The following is a 19,254-nucleotide window of genomic DNA, read 5'->3' as shown; positions in this document are numbered from 1 at the left end:
GTGGCTATACGGGCGGGAGAAATGGTCTCCGATGCCCTGATGGCATAGACGAACGTCCACTGTCAGCCCGCGAAACGCCCGTCTGTGGTCAGGTGACGATCCAGCCGGTGGTTTTGGCTATTGTGGTGGCTTGGGTGGGGGTGATTTGGGCGCCCTGGAAGTCGACTGTTCGGGGGTCCAGGGAGGATAGGTCGCTGCCTCTCAGGTCGGCGTTTTCGAGGGTTGCGCCGTGCAGCGTCGCGCCGGATAGGTCGCAGGCCGTTACCGCGGCCTTTCGCAGGCAGGCGGCCGTCAGGTCTGCCTCGCGCATGCGGACGCCGGTGAAGGTTGCCCGGCTCAGGTCGGCTCCCGGTAGGCCGACGAACGACCAGTCTCCGCCCGTTACTTCGAACACCGTGTAGGTGCACTGCCGGAACACGCTGCCGACCAGCTTGCAGTCGACGAACCTGGTGTCGAAGAACGTGCAGCGTTTGAAGGTGCAGTTCGTGAATGCCGCTCCGGTGTGCCGCGACGCGTTGAATCGCACGCCCGCGAACGTGCACTCGTCGAACACCGCGCCCTCGTTGACGACCTCGGTCCAGTCCGTGTCCAGGAACGAAGAGCGCGTGTACTTCGCGGTGTCCGTCAGTTCCCTCCCGTACCAGTCCTCGTCGCGGATCACGAGCGCCTCGTCGGGGGTGGCCATCTCTCCATTGAACACGCCGCCCCCGACATGCGCCCGCCCCGGCGCCGCGAGCCCGCTCAGTTCAGGGAGGCGACCCCCGCGACCATCCCCTGCGCCAGTGCTCGGGCCGCCGGGCCCGTGGCCGGTCCGGCCTGTCCGGTGACCAGGGTGTAGAGGGCGCCGGCGAAGAGCGTGATCAGCGTGGCGACGTCCGCGCGTGACGTGTGCAGGCCGAGGGCGCGGTGCTGGGCCAGGGTGAAGTCCACGGCTTCCGTTTGCATGTGGTCCAGCGTGCGCTGGAGTTCGGGACGGCGGGTGGCCTCGAGGGTCAGTTCGTACACGGCCAGATAGCGCGCCCGGTGGATCGTGGCCGAGAACTCCAGCGACATCGCGATCAGGTCGACGAGGCCGCCCCGGTCGATCGGGCCGGCCACCGCCTCGTGTGCGGCGGTCATGTCGGCGCGGTGCAGTTCCAGGACACGCTCCGCCGCGGCGCCCAGCAGGACGTCGCGGCTGCGGAAGTAGTTCGACGTGGTGCCCGCCGGCAGCCCCGCCGCCTCATCCACCGCGCGGTGGCTGAAGCCGTGTACGCCGGCTCGGGCCAGGACCTCGATCGCGCCGTCCGCGATGGCGCGCCGACGGGCGCTGTTGGGGGGTGGTGCCATGCGAGGAGATTACCAAGGCCGTGATAGTACTATCCCAGTAGTGGCATCCCGGAATCCCTGGTCGACCCCATCGCACCCACACACGAGGTGGCACCATGCGAATACTGATCATCGGCGCGGGCATCGGCGGACTCACGGCGGCGCGCGCCCTGCGTACGGACGGACACGACGTCACGGTCTACGAACGTGCGTCGGCCCTGCGCACCTCCGGCTCGGCGCTCACCCTCTGGAGCAACGGCACCGGCATCCTTGCCGACCTCGGAATCCCCACCGAAGGCCTCGGCGCACCCATCGATCTGCTCGAACAACGCGACTACGACGGACGCGTCCTGATGCGGATCGACGTATCGCTCGCCGCCATCCGCTACGGCCACCCCCACCTCGCCACGCCCCGCCGCGACCTGATCCGCCGCCTGGCCGAAACCCTGCCCACGCCCCGAACCAAGCCCGAGCCCGAGCCCGAGTCAGAAAGCACGGACACGAACACGACCACGGCGACCACCACGATCGCCTTCGACAAGCCCTGCACCACCATCACCCAGACCCCCGACCACGCCCGGGCCGCCTTCGCCGACGGAAGCACGGAGGCCGCCGACCTGATCATCGGCGCCGACGGCGCCCGCTCGGTCGTTCGCCGGCACGTATGGGGCTCCGACCCCACCACCCCGACCGGCTGGGTCACCTGGCAGGGGCTCACCCCGGTCGACATCGACGTGGTCCACGGGCGCCGCGGCCTGATGATCGTCGGCCCCGAGGGCATGTGCGGCCTGATGCCCGCGGGCAACGGCCTGCTCCAATGGTGGTTCGACGTCCGCCGCGACCCGTCCGAACCACCGCCGACGTCGCCGATCGCCGCACTGCGCAAGCGTTTCGGACACTGGGCCGCGCCGGTCCCCCACGTGCTGGCCTCGGTCACGGACGCGGACGTCGAGTACTTCGCCCACCACCGGCACAAGGTCCCGCGCACCTGGAGCCTCGGCCGGGCCACCCTCCTCGGCGACGCCGCGCACACGATGCCGCCGACCGTCGCCCAGGGCGGCAACCAGGCCCTGGAGGACGCCTGGGCCCTGGCCCGCGCCCTGCGCCGCACCACCGACATCCCCGAGGCGCTTGCGGACTACCGGAGTTCCCGCGCCCGCCGCGCCTCCCTGACCGCCCGCCGCGCCGGCGCGGAGACGACGAACAAGTACCTGCCGACCCTGTCCCGTCTGACCCCCGACGCCCTGATCAGCCGCTACCACACCCGCTGGCTACGGCAGATCAGCACCTACCTGTCGGACGGCCCGGCCACGATCGACGCCGTATCCCCGTCCGCATCCGCATAGCGCACCCGCAGCTCCACGACACTGTGGCACCCCGACGCCCCGACGACGAACACCCCGCCCGCTACCCCCCGTCCACCACCACGAACCGAAAGCCCAACGCATCCAGAAAGGCCCGCAGCAGGTCGTCCGGCGTCCCCTCCGCGCGCAACGTGGTGTCCAACGCCGCCTCGTCCGGGGTGAGTCCGGCCTCGCGCGCCCACCCCACGGCGCGCGGCAACACCCGCTCCGGCGGCGGCCCGAGTTCCGGATCCAACGCGTACGACCTGGCCGCGCGCGGCGCGAGCGCGCAGTGCCATACGTCGCCGCCACCCGGACTCTGCGCGTCGATCATCGCGAAGTGGCCGGACACCACGTCGGCCGTCAACACCGGCGCGTCCGTGTCCGCCATCAACGTCGGCCCCGGATCCAATCCCGACGACAGCAACAGCACCTGCCAGTCGCCGTCGCGAGCCGACCACCGCGGTTCGCCGCCGGCCTGCTGAACGGCAGGCAATTCCAACAGGGGCCACGCCGATCGGGCGACGACATATACACCGAAGTTACCCATCACCCCCAGCATAGGACGCACCGACGACGCATCACCGCGATTCGCCCCGAGCGACCGGTTGCCCGCGGCCCACCGATCCCACCCGAGGAGGAACCTGTACCCCCACCGATCCCCCATGAGAACGTGGCCCAATGGACATTGCCACGCACCTCGACATGCTGCGCGCCGACGGCGAGTCGCTCGCCCGTTCGGCCGAACGGGCCGGCCTCGACGCGGAGGTGCCGTCCTGCCCCGACTGGCGGGTGCACGATCTCCTCGAACACCTGGGCGGCGTGCACCGATGGGCCGCGCACGTCGTGGGGTCCGGCAGCGTCGAACGGCCGAGCCGCGAGGACACCGCCGAGCTGTTTCGTACCCCCACCGACCGGGACCTCTTCGAGTGGTACCGAAGCACCCACGCCGACCTGCTGAAGGCGCTCGGCACGGCGGCCCCCGACGCCCCGGGGTGGACCTTCTTCGAGGCGCCGTCCGCGGTCGCCTTCTGGGCCCGACGCCAGGCGCACGAGACGGCCGTTCATCGCGTCGACGCCGAACTCGCGGCCGGTCTGCCCTCCACCGTGCCCGCGGACTTCGCCGCCGACGGAATCGACGAACTGCTCTGCGGATTCCTCACCCACGTCCGGAACAAGGCGGTCGCCGACCCGCCGCTGAGCATCGCGATCACCCCGGACGACGCCTCGGCCGCCTGGACGATGCGGATCGGCACCGCCGACCGACGCGTCGTAGCCGCCGCCGAGCCCGCCGACCTCACGGTGTCCGGCCCGGCCGAAAGGCTGTACCTGCTGCTGTGGAACCGGGCCGACACCACCGGCTGCCACCTCGACGGCGACCCCGAAGTCCTGAACCGCTGGCGCGAGTTGACCAAGATCTGAGCCGACATCGGCTCGACCCGTCGCCGTCGACGCGCGGTCGGGGAAACCGTGATCGAGGGTGGGCCTCCGCGGGGCTAGCCTGCCCGCGGAGGCCCGCTGTGCCGCCCTATCGGGCACGCCGGCACGTTTAAGGACCGGGGTCGTCTTGAAAGTCGTCGCGTTCTACCTTTGAACTACCAGGCCACGAGCGGCCCGGGCTGGAGTCGAACCAGCAACCGACGACTGGAGCCCCGTCCGGTCGATCCGGCGATGGGCGGCGATGCCGAGTCTGGAGCAAGAGTCTGAGATTGATCGCGGGCTGCCTCTGCCGACTTGGGCCACCCCGGCTCGTGGTGCCAGGGGGAGGATTCGAACCTCCACCGTTACCCGCGTTCGTCACGACAAGCTTCAGTTTCAGCTTGCGCTCCTCGCGCACCCCCGACCCTCCGGTCGGGGGATTCTCGAATTCTACTCGCCCTGGCCGTTGCCGAGCAGGTAGCCGAAGACCGCGTCGCCGATCCGACGGTCCGTCACTTCCGCGCCGTTGGCTTCCTCGCGCGCGAACTTCACCGCCCGCTGCAGCTTTTCGACCCGCTCGACAAGTTCGTTCACCCGGCGGGCGGGCAGCGCGCCCGAGAACTTGACGGTGGTCCAGTAGCCGGCGGCGATGTCCTCGAAGTACATCTCGACCTGGGCCGGGTGGTGTTCCGTCGCCTCGGCCTTGACGTGGTTGCGCGGGACCTTCTTGGTCCGCACGGTACGCACCGGCTCGGTGCGCCAGGAGTCCGTGGAGGGGTCGAGCGTCCACGTCTCGGCGGCGTCCAGGATCGGCAGCTTGCGCACGAAGGTGTGTACGTCGACCAGTTGCTTCTCCAGGAAGAGCAGGTACGACACCGGGACGTCGCGCAGCAACGACGTACCGTCCACGACCACGTCGGCGCGCGCCTCGCAGTTGGCCCAGTCCTTGGTCGCGGTCACGTCGAAGAGGCGGGTCAGCGTGCCGGTGACGGAACGCAGCACCTCCTCGCCCTTGACCTGCACCCGGGTCGACTCGGGCGGCAGTTGCTCGCCCTCCTCGTCCTTGGGCTGGTAGGTGCGCGAGATACCCGACAACAACGCGCCCTTCTGGACCCGCTGGTGAGCATCCGTCAATTCCTGGAAGGACTTGGTCTTGACGCCCTTCTCCACCGCGATGATCTGGTTCAATTTCGCCACGCCGCGACGCTAGCAGGGGAACACGACCACGGCACAAAAGTTTTCGCGTCCGTGTGCCGGGGCGGTGCGTCGGGGCGGTACGTCGGCGCGGTGCGTCGGGGCGGTGCGCCGGACCGGGCCGGACCGTCAGCGCGCGATCGCCCCGGCGGCGAGGTCGTCGTCGCCGACGACCCGGTAGGTGGCATCGAGTTGCCACGGACCGACGAGCCCCCTGATCCGCTCCGCCCGACGCCGCTCGCTCGCCCCGATGCGGGCCACCCATCCCGGGATCTCCTCGGGCGTCGCGTCGATCATGGCGATGGTCAACAACTGCTGCGGATCGGCCAGGTCGATCGCGCTGAGCACGCGTCGGGGGTCGCCCTCGAAGCGCTCGTCCGGGAGCCATGCGTCGCGGAAGGTCGCGTAGTCCACGCCGTCGTTGAGCCGCCGCACCATCGCACCGATGAGCATCGCCGCGTTCCCCTCGTTTCCGTGCTTTCGCCGTCGGGTCCGACCGCCTCTTACAGTGTAAGAAGCGGCGCGTTCACAGCTTGTCTTACAGCGTAAAAATGGTCAAGGGCCGGGCCTCGGACCGATCCGCCGAACCGGCGACATACGTGTGCGACGACCTCCACGCGTCCACCTGCCGACAGGAGCGATGGTCGGCGGCGAACCACGCGGCCGCACCAGGACCCCGGTACGGCGCCGGACCGTCCGCCCCGCAGACGCCCGCCCCCGGAAACGCCTACTCGATCCCCGCCAACAAAGCCTTGATCGCCGCTTCGAAACGCTCGTCGTGATCGGCCCGCGTGCCCAGCCCCGCCGCCAACGCCTGTGCCAGGCAGGGCAGTTCCGCCGTCGCGACCGGTGGCTCGTGCCGAGACCGCGCACCCTCGGGATCCAGCTCGGCCAACGTATGCCCGATCACGAACGTGGTGACCGCGTTGAGGAGTTGGAACGCCCGCAGCGGCGCCAGACCCTCCGCGACCAGCGCCGCCGCGGCCCGCTCCACGGCGGCCAACGCCTCCGGAGTCGCGACCGGGCGCGTCGCGACGAGCGGCACGACCGCCGGGTGGCGCAGCAGTTCGGCGCGGAACGCGTGGGCGAACTCGCCCATCCACACCGCCCGCGGACCACTCGGCCGAGGCGCCACACTCGCCACGATCCGCTCGACCAGGCCGTCCAGCACGGCGTCCTTGTTCGGCACGTAGTAGTACAGCGTCATCGCCTCGACCCCGAGCTCGGCACCGAGCCGCCGCATCGACAACTTGGCGATGCCGTCGCGATCGGCGAGTGCGAGTGCCGCGTCCAGGACCCGCGCGCGGGAAAGCCGGCCCATCGGTCAGGCCAGCCCGAGCAGGTCGGCATGCCGGTCGACGGCGTACGCGAAGAACGGATCGGCGGGATCGGCACTCCCGGCGAGCTGCCCGAACAGTTCGAAGCTCACGATCCCGAACACGCCGGCCCAGGCGAACACCGCCCGCGCCAACGTCGCCGGCGGTACGTCCAGACCGCCCGCCTCCACCACGGCCTCGAACTGCGTCGCCAACGGCCCGGGCAGATCCGCCTCCCCGAAGGGGCCGGCGAAATCCGGCCCCGAGTCGCGAAGGATCCCGAGAAGCGCGAACGGCACCCGCGAAAAGGGCGCCAGAGTGTCGTCCGGCGCCTGATAGCCGGGGACCGGCGAGCCGTAGATGAGCGCGTACTCGTGCGGATGCTCCCGCGCCCACGACCGCACCGCGTCGCACAGACCGCGCCAGGCGGCACGCGGATGCCCGGCCGGCCCCGCCGCCTCGACGGCACGCTCGACCCGCTCGCCCACCGCGTCGTAGGCGTCCACGATCAGCGCCGTCAGCAACTCGTCCCGGCTCGGGAAGTATCGATACAGCGCGGACGAAGCCATCCCCAACTCGCGGGCCACCGCACGCAACGACAACCGCTGGGCGCCCTCGGCGGCGAGATGTCGTCGTGCGACGTCCTTGATCTCGTGGGTGAGTTCGGCCCGGGCACGATCACGCGCGGTACGGGGAGCTGCGGTCATGCGGCCAGTCTGCCAGACACCAGAGCACTGCACCCAAACAAGAGCACCGCTCTCGCCGCATAGCCCACACCCCGCGGCCGCGCCCCCGCTCGACCGCCCCCTCGACAACGCACGGACCTCCGCCGCCGACCGACCGAGGATGCGCCCCTCGTGCGCCCCGGTTTTGCTTCGTTGCGACTGCGTGTGGGGGTGCGGTCGACCGGCCAACCGGTCCGATATGTCGACCATGGTCGGTCGATAGCCCTAATCTTCAGGTGCGTGGTGGACCACCCAACAAGGCTCGGCCGGGGAGGCACACATGACCGAACGTGGGGGGCGGGTCATCCGAGTTCCGTCCGAGCGTGGCCAGTTGCTGCTCGTGGAGGGCGGAAGAGCCGGGCGCGGACGGCGGTCGGACAGCGGTGGGAACCTGGTCGCGATGTCGGCGCTGACGCCGCATCAACTCTTTCCGGACGCCGCCGCGGACGTGATCCAACTGCCCGACGCCGTGCAACCGCACGCGGTACGCGCCTACCTCCAGGCCGCCGGCGCCGTGGACGGGCCGGTGATCGTGTACCTGACCGGTCGTCTCCTGATCGACCGGCGCCGTCGCGAACTGCACCTGGGGCTGCGCGAATCCACGCCCAACTCGGTGCGCTACGACGGGCTTCCCTGGTCCTGGGTGGTCGAACTGCTCGGACCGCGGCCGGCCGAGAACACCCTCGTGATCTGTGATCTGACGGCCGGCCGGGAAGCCTGGGAGGCGATCCGCGAACGGGCCCACGAACTGTGCGCGGGCATTCCGCTGTGGGGCGTGGTGAACCCCCCGGACGTCAAGGGTCCGCCGAATCCGTTCACCCGCACCCTCGTCGCCGCGCTCGGGCAGGGCTTCGCCGAACTCCCCGACCCCGTACCGGCCGAGGAGATCCACCCGCTCCTCGCCGAACGGGCCCGACTGGCCCCGGACACGGTCGAGTTCGCGCCGTCCGCCGGGTCGCTCGCGCTGGCCAACTGTTCGCCGGAGGCCCGTCCCCCCACCCTGCGTACGGCCGTTCGCCGGTTGAAGGCGGTCTCCCCGCGCGGCGGCAGCGGCGGCACCGGCGCGGCCGGCTCGGGGGTCTCGGCGTTGTCCGCGGTGCCGCCGAACGGGATGACCCCGGCGCAACGTTCCGGCCTGCGCGGCTCGGGCGTGGTCGGCGGCGGCGTCGTCGGCGACGGTGTGGTCGAGCCCACCCACCGCGAGCCGTCGGGGGCGGACGCCACCCCCGCCCGGCAGCGCGAGGAACCGGGCGTGGGCCGCCGGGCGCTGGGCCTGGTCCGCTCGGCGCTGTCCTCGGGGCCGGACGACGAGCCCGAGGTCCCGGGTACCAGCCTGCGCGACGCACTCCGCGCCGGCGCCGCCCGACCCGGCAGCCCACCCCTGCGGCGCCCCGCCGGCAAGGACGGTACGCCCGCACCGAACGCCCGCACCGGCGGCGCCTCGTCCGGCCGGTCCCAGCCCCGCCCACCGGCCGACGCCGCCCTCCTGGACCGCGAACCGGAGTTCCCCGGCCCGGCGACCGGCTCGACCCGCACCGGAGCGACCGGCGTCGGCACCCACGGCGTCGGCACTCATGGCATCGGCACCCATGGCACCGGCACCCACGACGTCACCCCACCCGGCCCCGGCACGCACACCCCCGGCACCACCGACCCGTCGGGCGGCCTGCCGCGCCGCCCGACCACCGCCGGCACGCCCCGCACGACGTCGTTGTCCCGCCCCGCGACCGGTGTCAAGCCGCAGCGGCGCCGGACGGACCCCGCGCCGCACCCGCGGCCCGAGGCACCGCCCCCGCCGCTCCCGCCTCGGATAACCGTGCGGATCCAGACCGACGCGGGCGCCCTGACACCGACTCCCGCGCGCCGCCCGCCGACCACGAGTCCCACCCAGCTGCCCCCGGCGCTGGCCCCGCGACGCGGGATCGGGCCGAATCGACCGGTGTCGATGCCGGTACGCGGCCGAGCCGTCGGCCCCACCCCCGCCCGTCGCGCGCTGGCACAGGGCGCCACGGCCGCCGGGGCGTTGGTCCGGCCTGCGGACATCCTGCCCACGTACTGGAACGAGTTGGCCGCCATCCGGCACGCGGCCGACACCGGGCACGGCATGGAGGCGTGGCAAAAGGCCGCCGAACTCAGCATGCACATGGAGAAGTTGGTCGGCGCGACACACCCGGGCACGCTGGACGCGCAGGCGATGCTGGCGTTCGTCAGCGCCGGTCTGGGCCGGGTCGCGGACGCGATCCTGATCTACTGCCAGGTCGCCGAGCGCGGCGCCGAGGCGGTCGGCCCGCAACACCCGAGTACGATCGCCGCCGCCGACAACGCGCTCAAGGTGTGGCTGCGGGTGACCGACGCCCGGGAGGCGGTCCGCCTGGGGCCCGCCGTGGTGGCGATGCGCGAACTCGTCCCCGGCCCGGCCGAACGCGGCCTCCACAGTGCGCGGGCGCACCTGAACCGGATGCGCTTCATCGTCGACCCGGCCGCGGCGGAGCCCCGCCCCCGCCCCGAACCGCGCCCCGAGGCCCCGGCCGACCCGCACCTCGAGGCCCGCCCCGAGCCGAATCCGGATCGCCGGCCGAGCACGGTCCGGGGCGCACCGGTCCGCCGCAGGCACGCGAAGACCTGAACACGGCCGGGCACGACCCACCCCGACCACCCGCCCCGCGTCGCGAAGTCGCCCGAAACGACGCGGGCCGGCACTGCCCACCGGCCGCCCGGCCCCGCGCCTCAGCCCGGCGCCGCGCCCGCCTCCCCGTCCTCACCCACGCCATCCGCCGGCCACGCCGACCCGGGCCCCCGCCCCACCCCCTCGGCCCCCTCGGGATCACCCCCGGCAGCCCATCCGCCCGAGTGCCCCGCCGGCCCGAGCCGAAACGGACCGTCGAGCCCATCCACCCCCTCCCCCAGCACGATCACACCGTGCCCGCCCCGTCCACAGCACCCACCGCGCCCACCCGAACCCGGGCCCGCGCCCTGGCCCGACGCGTCCGAGCCGTCCAGGCCGATCCGCCGGGCCTCGGCGTACCAGTGCGCGATCGAGCGGGCGAAGTCCGGGTCGCGCTCGGCCCGTAACGCCAGCGCCCCGGCGAGCGCGTACGCGCGGGTGTACGCCCGTAGCCCTCCCGGCGCCTCGTGTCCGAGCAGGGTCAACTCCAGTTCCCCCGTGGGCACCGGCGCCGACCGATGCGGCATGTCCCCCTCGCCCCGAGCCCCCGACGCGGCCGACTCACCCGACCCGCCGGGCCCGCCCGTGTCCGGCAGCGGCATGCGGACAAGTTCGACGAGGCGTGTCCAGGCCAGTCGACCGGCGTCGCCGCCGGCCCCCGCGGCAAGCCCGCTGAGCAGGTCCACCGAGATCGATTCCACGCGATACCCCTTGCATCGGGCGATAACGGTGGCTCCACCGTAGAACGCGACCGCGAGCCACGGGCCCGAACCGGGTGCGCAAGTACTTCCCAATCGATCACCCAAGTTCGGCAATATCATCCAGCTTTGTCCCATGCACCGCGCCCCAAGCGCATCAGACCTCGCACGCGCCGCCACTCGCGTGCCACCGGCACCCCCCGCAAATCCGACGTTGGGGTCACCCGCACCCCGTCGCACCCCACCGCCCGACGCGTCCGCGCAGGTACGGCCACCCACCCCGCCCCAGAATCGAAACCCGTTCCATTTCTTGCCGATCGCTCTGGTAGCGCGCTACCGGCCGGTACTAAGGTCACTCCACGCGTTGGCCCAGGGGGGCGTCCCTTCCCCCTGGCCCGACGTCCGCGCACGGCCGTGTTCCCGCACCCCAGTACCTCGATAGACCCACGCTCGTCGAGGAGGCCGTATGTCTTCCAGCACGTCCCCGTCGGACGCGCCCGCCGACAGAGATCCCCAAGCCCCGCCCCCGGCACCCCCCGCTCGGCTGCCCGCGATCGTGCACGGCCTGTGGTACCGGCAGTTGCACCGCTACCCGGCCAACGGGCCGCGGATCCTCTACCTGGCCATCGTGGTCGTCGCGTCGGTGATCCTGTACTACGAGCTCTACATCCAGTACGCGGTCTCCACGCTGCTGATGCACGAGTACGGCATGACCTTCATGTACGCGACGATGATCTCGGTCGTCGGCAACGCGGTCGGCGCGTTCGCCTCGCTGCTCGCGGGACTCGCCGACCGGTGGGGGCGGGCCAACCTGGTCGTGTACGGCCTGCTGCTCACCGGCGTGCTCGTCCTCTTCGCGCTGCCCAACGCGCAGAGCAAGGGCTGGTTCATGTTCTACATGGCCCTGGTGAACGTGGTCGAGGGCATGGCCCTGGTCGCCACGCCCGCGCTGATCCGCGACTTCTCGCCGCAGGTCGGCCGGGCCGGCGCGATGGGGTTCTGGACGCTGGGGCCGATCATCGGCAGCCTCGTGGTCACCACGGTCAGCAGCAACACGCTGGACTCCAGCAGTTGGCAGACCGAGTTCCGGTACGCCGGCGTCACGGGCCTGGTCGTGTTCGTGGTCGCGCTGTTCGGCCTGCGCGAGTTGTCCCCGGCGCTGCGCGACCAACTCATGGTCTCGCTGCGGGACAAGGCGCTGATCGAGGCCAGGGCGCGCGGCCTGGACGTCGAGGCCGCGCAGAAGAACCACTGGCGGCAGATGATGCGGCTCGACATCCTCGCGCCGGCGCTCGGGATCAGCCTGCACCTGATGTTCTACTACACGGTCGTCGGCAACCTGGTCGTCTACTACTCGACCGTCTACGGGTACTCCGAGCAACGGACCAACGCCCTCGCCAACTGGTACTGGGGGGCGAACGCGATCGCGCTCGTCGTGGTGGGCGTCGCGTCCGACCTGACCCGGGTGCGCAAGCCGTTCATGATCGCGGGCGGCGTGGGCACGGTGGTGTTCACGTACCTGTTCGCGCTGACCACGGACCACCCGGACACCGGCTACTACACGTTCGCCTGGCTCCTGGTCGGCATCGGCGCGAGCAGCGGGATGGCCTGGGCGCCGTGGATGGCCGGGTACACGGAGACGGTCGAGAAGCACAACCCGGCGGCGACCGCGACGGGGCTGGCGGTGTGGGGCTGGATCGTGCGGATCGTGGTGTCGGTGTCCGCGGTGTTCACACCGGTCATCGTCACCTCCGCGACGCCGCTGGTGAACCACGGCGAGGAGGTGGTCGCGGCGCAGGCCGACGCGGGGGCGGCGCTGGAGTTGGTCCGGAAGGACCCGGAGCTTTTCATCCGGATGTCCGAATATCCCAACCGCGCGGCGATCCCGATCGAGCTGCAGGTCAAGGCGCTGCAACTGGCCGGGGGCGATCTCGCCAAGCTGAATCTGGTGGAACAGAAGCAGCGGTCGCTCGCCGTACTGATCGACCACGGCGAGGAGGTGCGGAAGGCCAAGGACCGCACGAGCGACGAGTGGATGCGCTGGTGGTGGCTGACCCTGGCGTGCCAGGCGCTGTTCGTCCCGAGCGTGCTCGTGATGGCCGGGCGCTGGAGTCCGCGCCGGGCGCGGGAGGACGAGGCGGCGCACACGCGGCGGGTGGAGGAGGAACTGGCCGCACTCGCCGCCGACGGCGCGCCGGGGGTGGCACGGCGACGGGCCTGAGCCGCCGAGGCCGGACATGCCGAGGGCCGGCGCGCCGCACACGAAGTGCGGCGGCCGGCCCTCGGTCGTGCCGATCGGTGAAGATCAGAGGCGGTTGATGTTCTCCGCCTGGAGGCCCTTCTGGCCCTGCACGACGTCGAATTCGACGGCTTCGCCCTCGATGAGCTCACGGTAGCCGTTGCCCTGGATCGCGGAGAAGTGAGCGAAGACGTCGTCGCCGCCACCGTCCTGCGCGATGAAGCCGAAGCCCTTTTCCGAGTTGAACCACTTCACGGTTCCGGTAGCCATATTTTTCTCCCTACATGTGGGCCGATGAACGAATCCACACTTCGTGAATCCGGGCGTCGCCGCGTTTTTCGCCCTCATTTCGGAAGCTACCGAAATGCAAAATGCGCCCGTAGTGAACAGCTCTACAGGCGCACTCAGAAGATGATGCGAACCACAACTGCAACAGGCTTCAGACTAACACAGAACAAGACCGAGATCGAGTCCCACCACAACCCGCCCACCCACGACCACTCCAAGCCACACTTTGCCCGCCCCCACACCGGGTTGTGATCACCCACACCCCAGCGTGCGCGGAACGCGGGGGACGAAACCCGGGGCGGGCGGATCGCGACCAGGCGCGATGCGGCGGGTGCGAGCCGGTCCGTGGGACGGCGGGGCGCCGCCGAGTGGGCGGGAGTGGGACGCGGCGCCAGCCGGGTGAGGCGATGGCGCACGGGTCGGTGCCGGCTCGGCGCGGCGAGTGCGGGGCGAGACGGTGGGGGCGCGTCCGTGGGGCGGTGGGGCGGGTGGGGAGCGGGGGGCGGGGGGCTTTCGTGGGGTGAGCCCGCACGGGAGGGGGATCGCGCGGGCAAGATGGGCGGCATGGCGAAGATAAGCAAAGGTGGGAACACTCCGGTACCGACCGCCGAGTTGCGCGCGGTCCTGACCTGGCGCGCGGCGGGAGCCCCCGACGTGGACGCCTCGGCGCTGCTCCTGAACGCCGCCGGCAAGGTGCGCACGGAAGCCGATTTCGTCTTCTACAACCAGCCCTCCGACGCCACCGGCGCGGTACGGCACGAGGGGAAGCGGCCGACCGCCGGCGGCGTCGTCACGGACACCATCCGGGTCGACCTCGCGGCGATCCCGGCGGGCGTCGAGCGGGTGGTGATCGGCGCGTCCGCCGACGGCGGCAGCTTCGGCGGGGTGCCCGGGCTCGCGTTGCACGTGGTGACCGCGCAGGGCGGGCCGATCGCCGAGTTCGACATCGACGAGGCGTCCACCGAGACGGCGTTCCTGTTCGGCGAGTTCTACCTGCGCAACGGCGCCTGGAAGTTCCGCGCGGTGGGCCAGGGCTACGCGTCCGGGCTGTCCGGACTGGCCACCGACTTCGGTATCGAGGTCGCCGCCGACGACGCGCCCGCTCCACAGAGCGCCCCGCCCGCCCCGAGCGCCCCCGCGCCGACCGCGTTCGCCCCACCCGCCGCCGCGCCCGGCTCCCCCGTATCCCCGCCGCGCCCCGCCTCTCCCCCGCCCGCCGCCCCCGCGATCAGCCTCAAGAAGCGGACCCTGATCGACATGGAGAAGCGGCTGGCCGACGAGGGCCACCCGCAACTGCTCAACCTGACCAAGCAGGCCGCGGTGAGCCTGGAGAAGCGCGGACTCGGCGAGCACACCGCGCGTGTCGCGCTCTGCCTGGACATCTCCTACTCGATGCAGTCGCTGTTCAAGAAGGGCAAGGTCCAGGCGCTCGCCGAGCGGGTGCTCTCGCTCGGCCTGCGCTTCGACGACAACGCGGCCGTGGACGTGTTCCTGTTCGGCTCCCGGGGACACGTCGCCGGGCAACTCGGGCTCGGCCAGTACAACGGTTGGGCCGAGCGGATCCGGCGCAGCCCCGGCCTGGAGGGCTCGACCGACTACGCCGGCGCGATGCGGCTGGTCCGCGAGCACTACTTCGGCAGCAGCGCGCCCCGGCACCAGCCGCTGGCGAACGACCTGCCCGTATACGTCATGTTCATCACCGACGGCCAGACCACCTCGCGCGAGGCGACCCGCGAGCAGATCACCCACTCCAGCTTCGAGCCGATCTTCTGGCAGTTCATGGGCCTGGGTCGGCCGGGCGGCTTCTCGTTCCTGGAGGAGCTGGACGACCTGACCGGCCGCTACGTCGACAACGCCGACTTCTTCTCGGTCCAGGACCCGGCCAACGTCCCCGACGGGCAGCTCTACGAGCTGATGACCAACGAGTATCCGACCTGGCTGGGCCGCGCCAGGGCGCGGGGCCTGCTCATCTGACCGGCCCGTCCGAGGCCGGGACCGGGTGAGCGGACCCACCCCCCGCGGCTCCCCGCACCCACCGTGCGGGGAGCGCGGAGAGCAGATGCAACGCGGCCTCCATCGGCCCCTTGCGCAGGGTGTGCCGCCAGGTCCAGCACAGCAGCATCGTGACCACGAAGAACCCGATCAGCCGCCGCCAGGTCTCCCCGGACGCGAGCGGGAACCAGCGGTCGATCACGATCAGGTGGGCGGTGTACACGGTGAGCGCCATGGCGCCGACCGAGATCAGCGGGTCGAGCAGGATCCGGCCGAGCCAGGGGCGGCAGGCCAGCAGGGCGAGGCCGACCAGTCCGAGGGCGACGCCGATCGCGCCGACGATCTCGAACGGCGTACCGGTGTGGCCCTCGGCGATGGTGAGCCAGGCGGCGTCGGACACCGGCACCGAGCCGACCCGGCCGCGGATCACGTCCGACACACTGTCCGGCTCGGCGATCCGTGCCAGTCGATCGCCGGTGAACAGTCGGACCACGACCCAGGATCCGCCGTAGCCGAGCACGGCCAGCGCGGCCCCGATCCCGACCAGCGCGCGCTGTACCCGCAACTCGCCCAGCCGCAGCCGGCCGACCGCCATCCCGGCGAGCACGAACGGCATCCAGGTGATCGCCGGATAGCTGCCGGTCAGGAACAACGTCTCGAACATGTGGCCCGGACCCTGCCGCCAGTCGGCGAACCCGGGCGCGACATAACGAACATCGCCGGTGTCGCGGGCCCGGCGCAGCAGGAACGAGGCGATCGGCCCGAGCAGCGCCCACCCCGCGGCGACCCACACGAGGGTGCGCGTGCTCAGCCACAGCGCGGGCCAGGCGAGCATGAAGTAGAGGGCGTAGAAGGCCAGGATGACCAGGACATCGGTGTCCAGGTCGGCCAGCCACATCCCGAGCGGGAGCAGCAGCACGGCCCGGATCAGCACGCGGGTGACCACGGCGGCGTTGCCCCGGTCCCAGCCGCGCAGCGGCGCCCGGCCGCTCATCAGCACCAGCGAGACGCCGGCCAGGAACGCGAACAGCGCGGAGGCGCGGCCGGTGGCGCCCTGGATCAGCGTGTCCACGCCCCCGTCGTAGGGGTCGGGTCCGACGTGCGAGGCGAACATGCCCAGGACCGCGAGCGCGCGGGCGGCGTCCACGCCGACTATCCGGGACGCTCTCCGCGCGGCCCGCCGCTCCCCCGTCTCCGGACCCGTCTTCGCCCACATGGGCCCACCCTAGGCTCCGGTCCGACCGACGCGTGGGTGTACGGCGGTCGACCCGGGCCGACGCCGTCGCCGGTGCCCCGCTACTCGGCCCCGTCCGATGCCGGCGGCGCCACCGCCGCCGACGGCTCGCCGCCCCGGCGCCGTACGGCGACCATGCCCAGTGCCAGCGAGACGCAGCCGACGAACACGCTGACCACCACCGGCGTGGACAGGCCGTGTCGGACCGAGGCCCCGGCGGCGCACTGGACGAGCGTCATCGGCAACATGCCGAGCGCCGTCCCGATGGTGAAGTGGCTCGTACTGATCCGGGTGGCCGCCGCGCCGTAGCTGACCACGGAGGAGGGCAGGACCGGGATCATCCGCAGGACCGTGATCGGCACCAGCCCGTTGCGGGAGAGCCGGCGATCGAGGACGGCCAGGGCCTCGCGCTTGTGCAGCCAGCCACCGATCCGTTCCCGGCCGAGCCGGCGGCCGAGGTACAGGCTGATCAGCGCGCCGAGCGTGGCCCCGACCAGGGTGACCACCGTGCCGCCGATCGCGCCGAACAGGGCACCCGCCACCGGGGCGAACAACGACTTGGGCACCAGCGCGGTGACGCCCACGGCGCAGACGAGGACGAAGACCGCCACCGAGGCCGGTAGCGGCCACTGCGTCCACGCGCCGTGGTCGAGGAAATCCCGGAGCGCGTCGAGCAAGCCCCGCACGGTGTCCAACCTGCGTCCGCCCCTCGTGCCCATGGTGTGAATTCGCCGAAACGCCGGCCGCGCCGGATGCGCCGCGACACCCGACGGATCGGGCGATCCGGCGCGCATCGCCGGCGGCTCCGCCGGGCGCGCCGATGCCCCCCGGCGCGCATTCGGCCCATTGTACGGAGCGTCGGTGACCCCCGGGTGAACCGCGGAGGGCACTGGAGTCCGCGGCCTCCCCCGTGCTAAAAACCTACTGACCACTAGGTTTTTGGAGGACTCATGACCGGGACCACCGCGCGCACCCGCTTCCGGGCCGCGACCTGCCCCTACGAGGACGCGTCGTTGTCGATCGAGGAGCGGGTCGAGGACCTGCTCGGCCGGATGACGGTCGCCGAGAAGGCCGGTCTGATGTTCCAGACCATCGCGGTCATGGGCCCCGACGGCACGCTGCTCGACGATCCGGACACGCTGCCGTTCGACGTCACCGTCCGGCGGATGATCGCCGACAAGGGCATGAACCACTTCAACCTGATGGGCGGCGGTCGCCCCGAGCACATCGCGCGGTGGCACAACCGGATCCAGGAGTTGGCGCTGGAGACCCGGTTGGGCATCCCGATCACGCTGTCCACGGACCCCCGGCACCACTTCACCGACAACCCGGGCACCGCCGCGTACGCCGAGGGTTTCTCCCAGTACCCCGAGACGCTGGGCCTGGCCGCGATCGGCGACGCGGACCTGGTCCGCGAGTTCGCCGACCTGATGCGGCGCGAATACCTCGCGGTCGGCATCCGGCTCGCGCTGCACCCGCAGATCGACCTGGCCACCGAGCCGCGCTGGTCGCGGATCAACGGCACCTTCGGCGAGGACGCCGAACTGACCGGCAAGCTCGTCGCCGCCTACATCCGGGGCGCGCAGGGCGAGACGCTCGACACCGCGTCGGTGGCCTGCATGACCAAGCACTTCCCCGGCGGCGGCCCGCAACTCGACGGCGAGGACCCGCACTTCGCGTACGGGCGCGAGCAGGTCTACCCGGGCGACAACTTCGACTACCACTTGGCGCCGTTCAAGGAGGCGCTCGCGGCCGGCACGTCGCAGATGATGCCGTACTACGGCATGCCGATCGGAACCGAGCACGAGGAGGTCGCGTTCGGCTTCAACCGGGGCATCATCACCGGCCTGCTCCGGGAACGACTCGGCTTCGACGGCATCGTGTGCACCGACTGGGGCCTGATCTCCGACGCGAACATCATGGGCCAGAGCATGCCCGCCCGGGCCTGGGGCGTGGAGGATCTGTCCGTCCCCGACCGGGTGCTGCGCGTCCTGGAGGCGGGCTGCGACCAGTTCGGCGGCGAGGACGTCCCCGAGCAGGTCGTCGCGTTGGTCGAGGCGGGCCGACTCACCGAGGAGCGGCTCGACGTGTCGGCACGGCGCCTGCTCCGGGAGAAGTTCGTGCTCGGCCTGTTCGACCACCCCTTCGTCGACCCGGCCGGCGCCGCCGCGTCCGTCGGCACGCCCGCCGGCGTCGCCGCCGGGCTGCGCGCGCAGAGCCGGTCGGTCACCCTACTGAAGAACGAGGCGCCCGAGAGCGACACCGGAGGCGCCGAGCCGATCCTGCCGTTGGCCGAGGGCTCGCGCGTGTACGTCCGGGGCCTGGACGCCGAGGTGGCGGCCGGCTACGGCACGGTCGTGGCCACGCCCGAGGAGGCCGACGTGGCGATCGTCCGGGTCAAGACCCCGTTCGAGCCGCGCGAGGGCGGATTCGAACAGTTCTTCCACGCGGGTTCGCTGGAGTTCGACACGGTCGAGTTGGCCGCGGTCCTGGAGCTGTGCGCGACGGTGCCCACCGTCGTGGACGTGTACCTGGAGCGCCCGGCGGTGCTCCCGGAGATCGCCGAGGCCGCCGCCGCGCTGGTGGCGAACTACGGCTGCGCCGACGGCCCGCTGCTCGACGCGCTGTTCGGTCGGGTACGACCCGAGGGCAACCTGCCGTTCGAACTGCCGCGCTCGATGGCCGACGTACGCGCGCAGCGCTCGGACGTGCCGCGGGACGGAAAGGACCCGGTCTTCCCGTTCGGCCACGGGCTGCGCTACTGAACCGTCCGCCCCGACCCGTCCCGACGCCCGCGGGAGCCGGCCGACACACCCCCGTCGTCCGGCTCCCA

At 71.8% G+C, this 19,254-nt stretch carries 17 protein-coding genes; 6 read left to right on the top strand and 11 right to left on the bottom strand.

From position 1 onward, the window contains the following. Positions 1–88 precede the first annotated feature (88 nt). Entirely contained in the window at positions 89–685 is a 597-nt protein-coding gene (locus EMA17_RS25930; protein WP_126639529.1) for a pentapeptide repeat-containing protein, read from the bottom strand. Between the two features lie 56 nt (positions 686–741). Next, positions 742–1,329 carry a TetR/AcrR family transcriptional regulator gene (locus tag EMA17_RS25925; protein WP_126639528.1) on the bottom strand — a complete coding sequence of 196 codons (588 nt, stop codon included), beginning with the start codon at positions 1,327–1,329 and terminating at the stop codon, positions 742–744. A 95-nt stretch (positions 1,330–1,424) separates the two neighbouring features. Here EMA17_RS25925 and EMA17_RS25920 point away from each other — a divergent pair, with 95 nt between their 5' ends. Further along, positions 1,425–2,654, top strand: a complete 1,230-nt coding sequence (locus tag EMA17_RS25920; protein WP_126639527.1) for an FAD-dependent oxidoreductase — start codon at positions 1,425–1,427, stop codon at positions 2,652–2,654. Between the two features lie 61 nt (positions 2,655–2,715). Here the strand turns inward: EMA17_RS25920 and EMA17_RS25915 are convergent, their stop codons facing one another. Beyond that, complete coding sequence (locus tag EMA17_RS25915; protein ID WP_126639526.1) at positions 2,716–3,201, bottom strand: hypothetical protein; 486 nt, start codon at positions 3,199–3,201, stop codon at positions 2,716–2,718. A gap of 131 nt (positions 3,202–3,332) precedes the next feature. On the opposite strand from EMA17_RS25915, the gene EMA17_RS25910 reads away from it, so the two are divergent. Next, the gene (locus EMA17_RS25910) at positions 3,333–4,073 is read left to right on the top strand and encodes a maleylpyruvate isomerase family mycothiol-dependent enzyme (protein WP_126639525.1); all 741 of its coding nucleotides are present in this window, start codon (positions 3,333–3,335) and stop codon (positions 4,071–4,073) included. Positions 4,074–4,520: 447 nt separating this feature from the next. On the opposite strand, the gene EMA17_RS25905 is transcribed toward EMA17_RS25910, so the two are convergent. From EMA17_RS25905 to EMA17_RS25890, 4 genes are all read right to left on the bottom strand, one after another. Then, positions 4,521–5,267 (bottom strand): DUF7873 family protein, encoded by a 747-nt coding sequence (locus EMA17_RS25905; RefSeq protein ID WP_126639524.1) that lies wholly within the window; start codon positions 5,265–5,267, stop codon positions 4,521–4,523. Between the two features lie 126 nt (positions 5,268–5,393). Next, complete coding sequence (locus EMA17_RS25900; protein WP_126639523.1) at positions 5,394–5,717, bottom strand: hypothetical protein; 324 nt, start codon at positions 5,715–5,717, stop codon at positions 5,394–5,396. Positions 5,718–5,991: 274 nt separating this feature from the next. Next, complete coding sequence (locus EMA17_RS25895) at positions 5,992–6,585, bottom strand: TetR/AcrR family transcriptional regulator C-terminal domain-containing protein (RefSeq protein ID WP_126639522.1); 594 nt, start codon at positions 6,583–6,585, stop codon at positions 5,992–5,994. A gap of 3 nt (positions 6,586–6,588) precedes the next feature. After that, the gene (locus EMA17_RS25890; protein WP_126639521.1) at positions 6,589–7,287 is read right to left on the bottom strand and encodes a TetR/AcrR family transcriptional regulator; all 699 of its coding nucleotides are present in this window, start codon (positions 7,285–7,287) and stop codon (positions 6,589–6,591) included. Between the two features lie 298 nt (positions 7,288–7,585). Between EMA17_RS25890 and EMA17_RS25885 the strand changes: the two genes are divergently transcribed. Further along, positions 7,586–9,931 (top strand): hypothetical protein, encoded by a 2,346-nt coding sequence (locus EMA17_RS25885; RefSeq protein WP_126639520.1) that lies wholly within the window; start codon positions 7,586–7,588, stop codon positions 9,929–9,931. A gap of 101 nt (positions 9,932–10,032) precedes the next feature. On the opposite strand, the gene EMA17_RS25880 is transcribed toward EMA17_RS25885, so the two are convergent. Beyond that, the gene (locus EMA17_RS25880) at positions 10,033–10,671 is read right to left on the bottom strand and encodes a hypothetical protein (RefSeq protein WP_126639519.1); all 639 of its coding nucleotides are present in this window, start codon (positions 10,669–10,671) and stop codon (positions 10,033–10,035) included. A 463-nt stretch (positions 10,672–11,134) separates the two neighbouring features. Between EMA17_RS25880 and EMA17_RS25875 the strand changes: the two genes are divergently transcribed. Next, positions 11,135–12,889 carry an MFS transporter gene (locus EMA17_RS25875; protein ID WP_246126893.1) on the top strand — a complete coding sequence of 585 codons (1,755 nt, stop codon included), beginning with the start codon at positions 11,135–11,137 and terminating at the stop codon, positions 12,887–12,889. A gap of 84 nt (positions 12,890–12,973) precedes the next feature. Here EMA17_RS25875 and EMA17_RS25870 read toward each other — a convergent pair whose 3' ends face one another. Then, positions 12,974–13,177 (bottom strand): cold-shock protein, encoded by a 204-nt coding sequence (locus tag EMA17_RS25870; RefSeq protein ID WP_078974744.1) that lies wholly within the window; start codon positions 13,175–13,177, stop codon positions 12,974–12,976. A 582-nt stretch (positions 13,178–13,759) separates the two neighbouring features. Here EMA17_RS25870 and EMA17_RS25865 point away from each other — a divergent pair. Next, entirely contained in the window at positions 13,760–15,169 is a 1,410-nt protein-coding gene (locus tag EMA17_RS25865; RefSeq protein ID WP_160161554.1) for a VWA domain-containing protein, read from the top strand. Here EMA17_RS25865 and EMA17_RS25860 read toward each other — a convergent pair. Further along, positions 15,162–16,403: a DUF418 domain-containing protein gene (locus EMA17_RS25860; protein WP_126639517.1), complete on the bottom strand. Its 1,242-nt coding sequence runs from the start codon at positions 16,401–16,403 to the stop codon at positions 15,162–15,164. The two genes, EMA17_RS25865 and EMA17_RS25860, sit on opposite strands and share 8 nt — an antisense overlap. 80 nt (positions 16,404–16,483) lie before the next feature. Next, entirely contained in the window at positions 16,484–17,098 is a 615-nt protein-coding gene (locus tag EMA17_RS25855; protein WP_160161553.1) for a TVP38/TMEM64 family protein, read from the bottom strand. Positions 17,099–17,371: 273 nt separating this feature from the next. On the opposite strand from EMA17_RS25855, the gene EMA17_RS25850 reads away from it, so the two are divergent. Further along, positions 17,372–19,186 (top strand): glycoside hydrolase family 3 protein, encoded by a 1,815-nt coding sequence (locus EMA17_RS25850; RefSeq protein WP_126639515.1) that lies wholly within the window; start codon positions 17,372–17,374, stop codon positions 19,184–19,186. The last annotated feature ends 68 nt before the right edge of the window (positions 19,187–19,254 follow it).

The organism is Embleya hyalina, from assembly GCF_003967355.1.
GTDB lineage: Bacteria > Actinomycetota > Actinomycetes > Streptomycetales > Streptomycetaceae > Embleya > Embleya hyalina.
Note: the sequence above shows the minus strand (reverse complement) of the source record. Positions and strands in the feature narration are given on the sequence as shown.

Coding starts and splice junctions, on each gene's coding strand:
- EMA17_RS25870 (WP_078974744.1), bottom strand. CDS start 13,177: ATGGCTACCGGAACCGTGAAGTGGTTCAACTCGGAAAAGGGCTTCGGC.
- EMA17_RS25910 (WP_126639525.1), top strand. CDS start 3,333: ATGGACATTGCCACGCACCTCGACATGCTGCGCGCCGACGGCGAGTCG.
- EMA17_RS25925 (WP_126639528.1), bottom strand. CDS start 1,329: ATGGCACCACCCCCCAACAGCGCCCGTCGGCGCGCCATCGCGGACGGC.
- EMA17_RS25930 (WP_126639529.1), bottom strand. CDS start 685: ATGGCCACCCCCGACGAGGCGCTCGTGATCCGCGACGAGGACTGGTAC.
- EMA17_RS25890 (WP_126639521.1), bottom strand. CDS start 7,287: ATGACCGCAGCTCCCCGTACCGCGCGTGATCGTGCCCGGGCCGAACTC.
- EMA17_RS25860 (WP_126639517.1), bottom strand. CDS start 16,403: ATGTGGGCGAAGACGGGTCCGGAGACGGGGGAGCGGCGGGCCGCGCGG.
- EMA17_RS25850 (WP_126639515.1), top strand. CDS start 17,372: ATGACCGGGACCACCGCGCGCACCCGCTTCCGGGCCGCGACCTGCCCC.
- EMA17_RS25885 (WP_126639520.1), top strand. CDS start 7,586: ATGACCGAACGTGGGGGGCGGGTCATCCGAGTTCCGTCCGAGCGTGGC.
- EMA17_RS25865 (WP_160161554.1), top strand. CDS start 13,760: ATGGCGAAGATAAGCAAAGGTGGGAACACTCCGGTACCGACCGCCGAG.
- EMA17_RS25920 (WP_126639527.1), top strand. CDS start 1,425: ATGCGAATACTGATCATCGGCGCGGGCATCGGCGGACTCACGGCGGCG.
- EMA17_RS25875 (WP_246126893.1), top strand. CDS start 11,135: ATGTCTTCCAGCACGTCCCCGTCGGACGCGCCCGCCGACAGAGATCCC.
- EMA17_RS25900 (WP_126639523.1), bottom strand. CDS start 5,717: ATGCTCATCGGTGCGATGGTGCGGCGGCTCAACGACGGCGTGGACTAC.
- EMA17_RS25915 (WP_126639526.1), bottom strand. CDS start 3,201: ATGGGTAACTTCGGTGTATATGTCGTCGCCCGATCGGCGTGGCCCCTG.
- EMA17_RS25895 (WP_126639522.1), bottom strand. CDS start 6,585: ATGGGCCGGCTTTCCCGCGCGCGGGTCCTGGACGCGGCACTCGCACTC.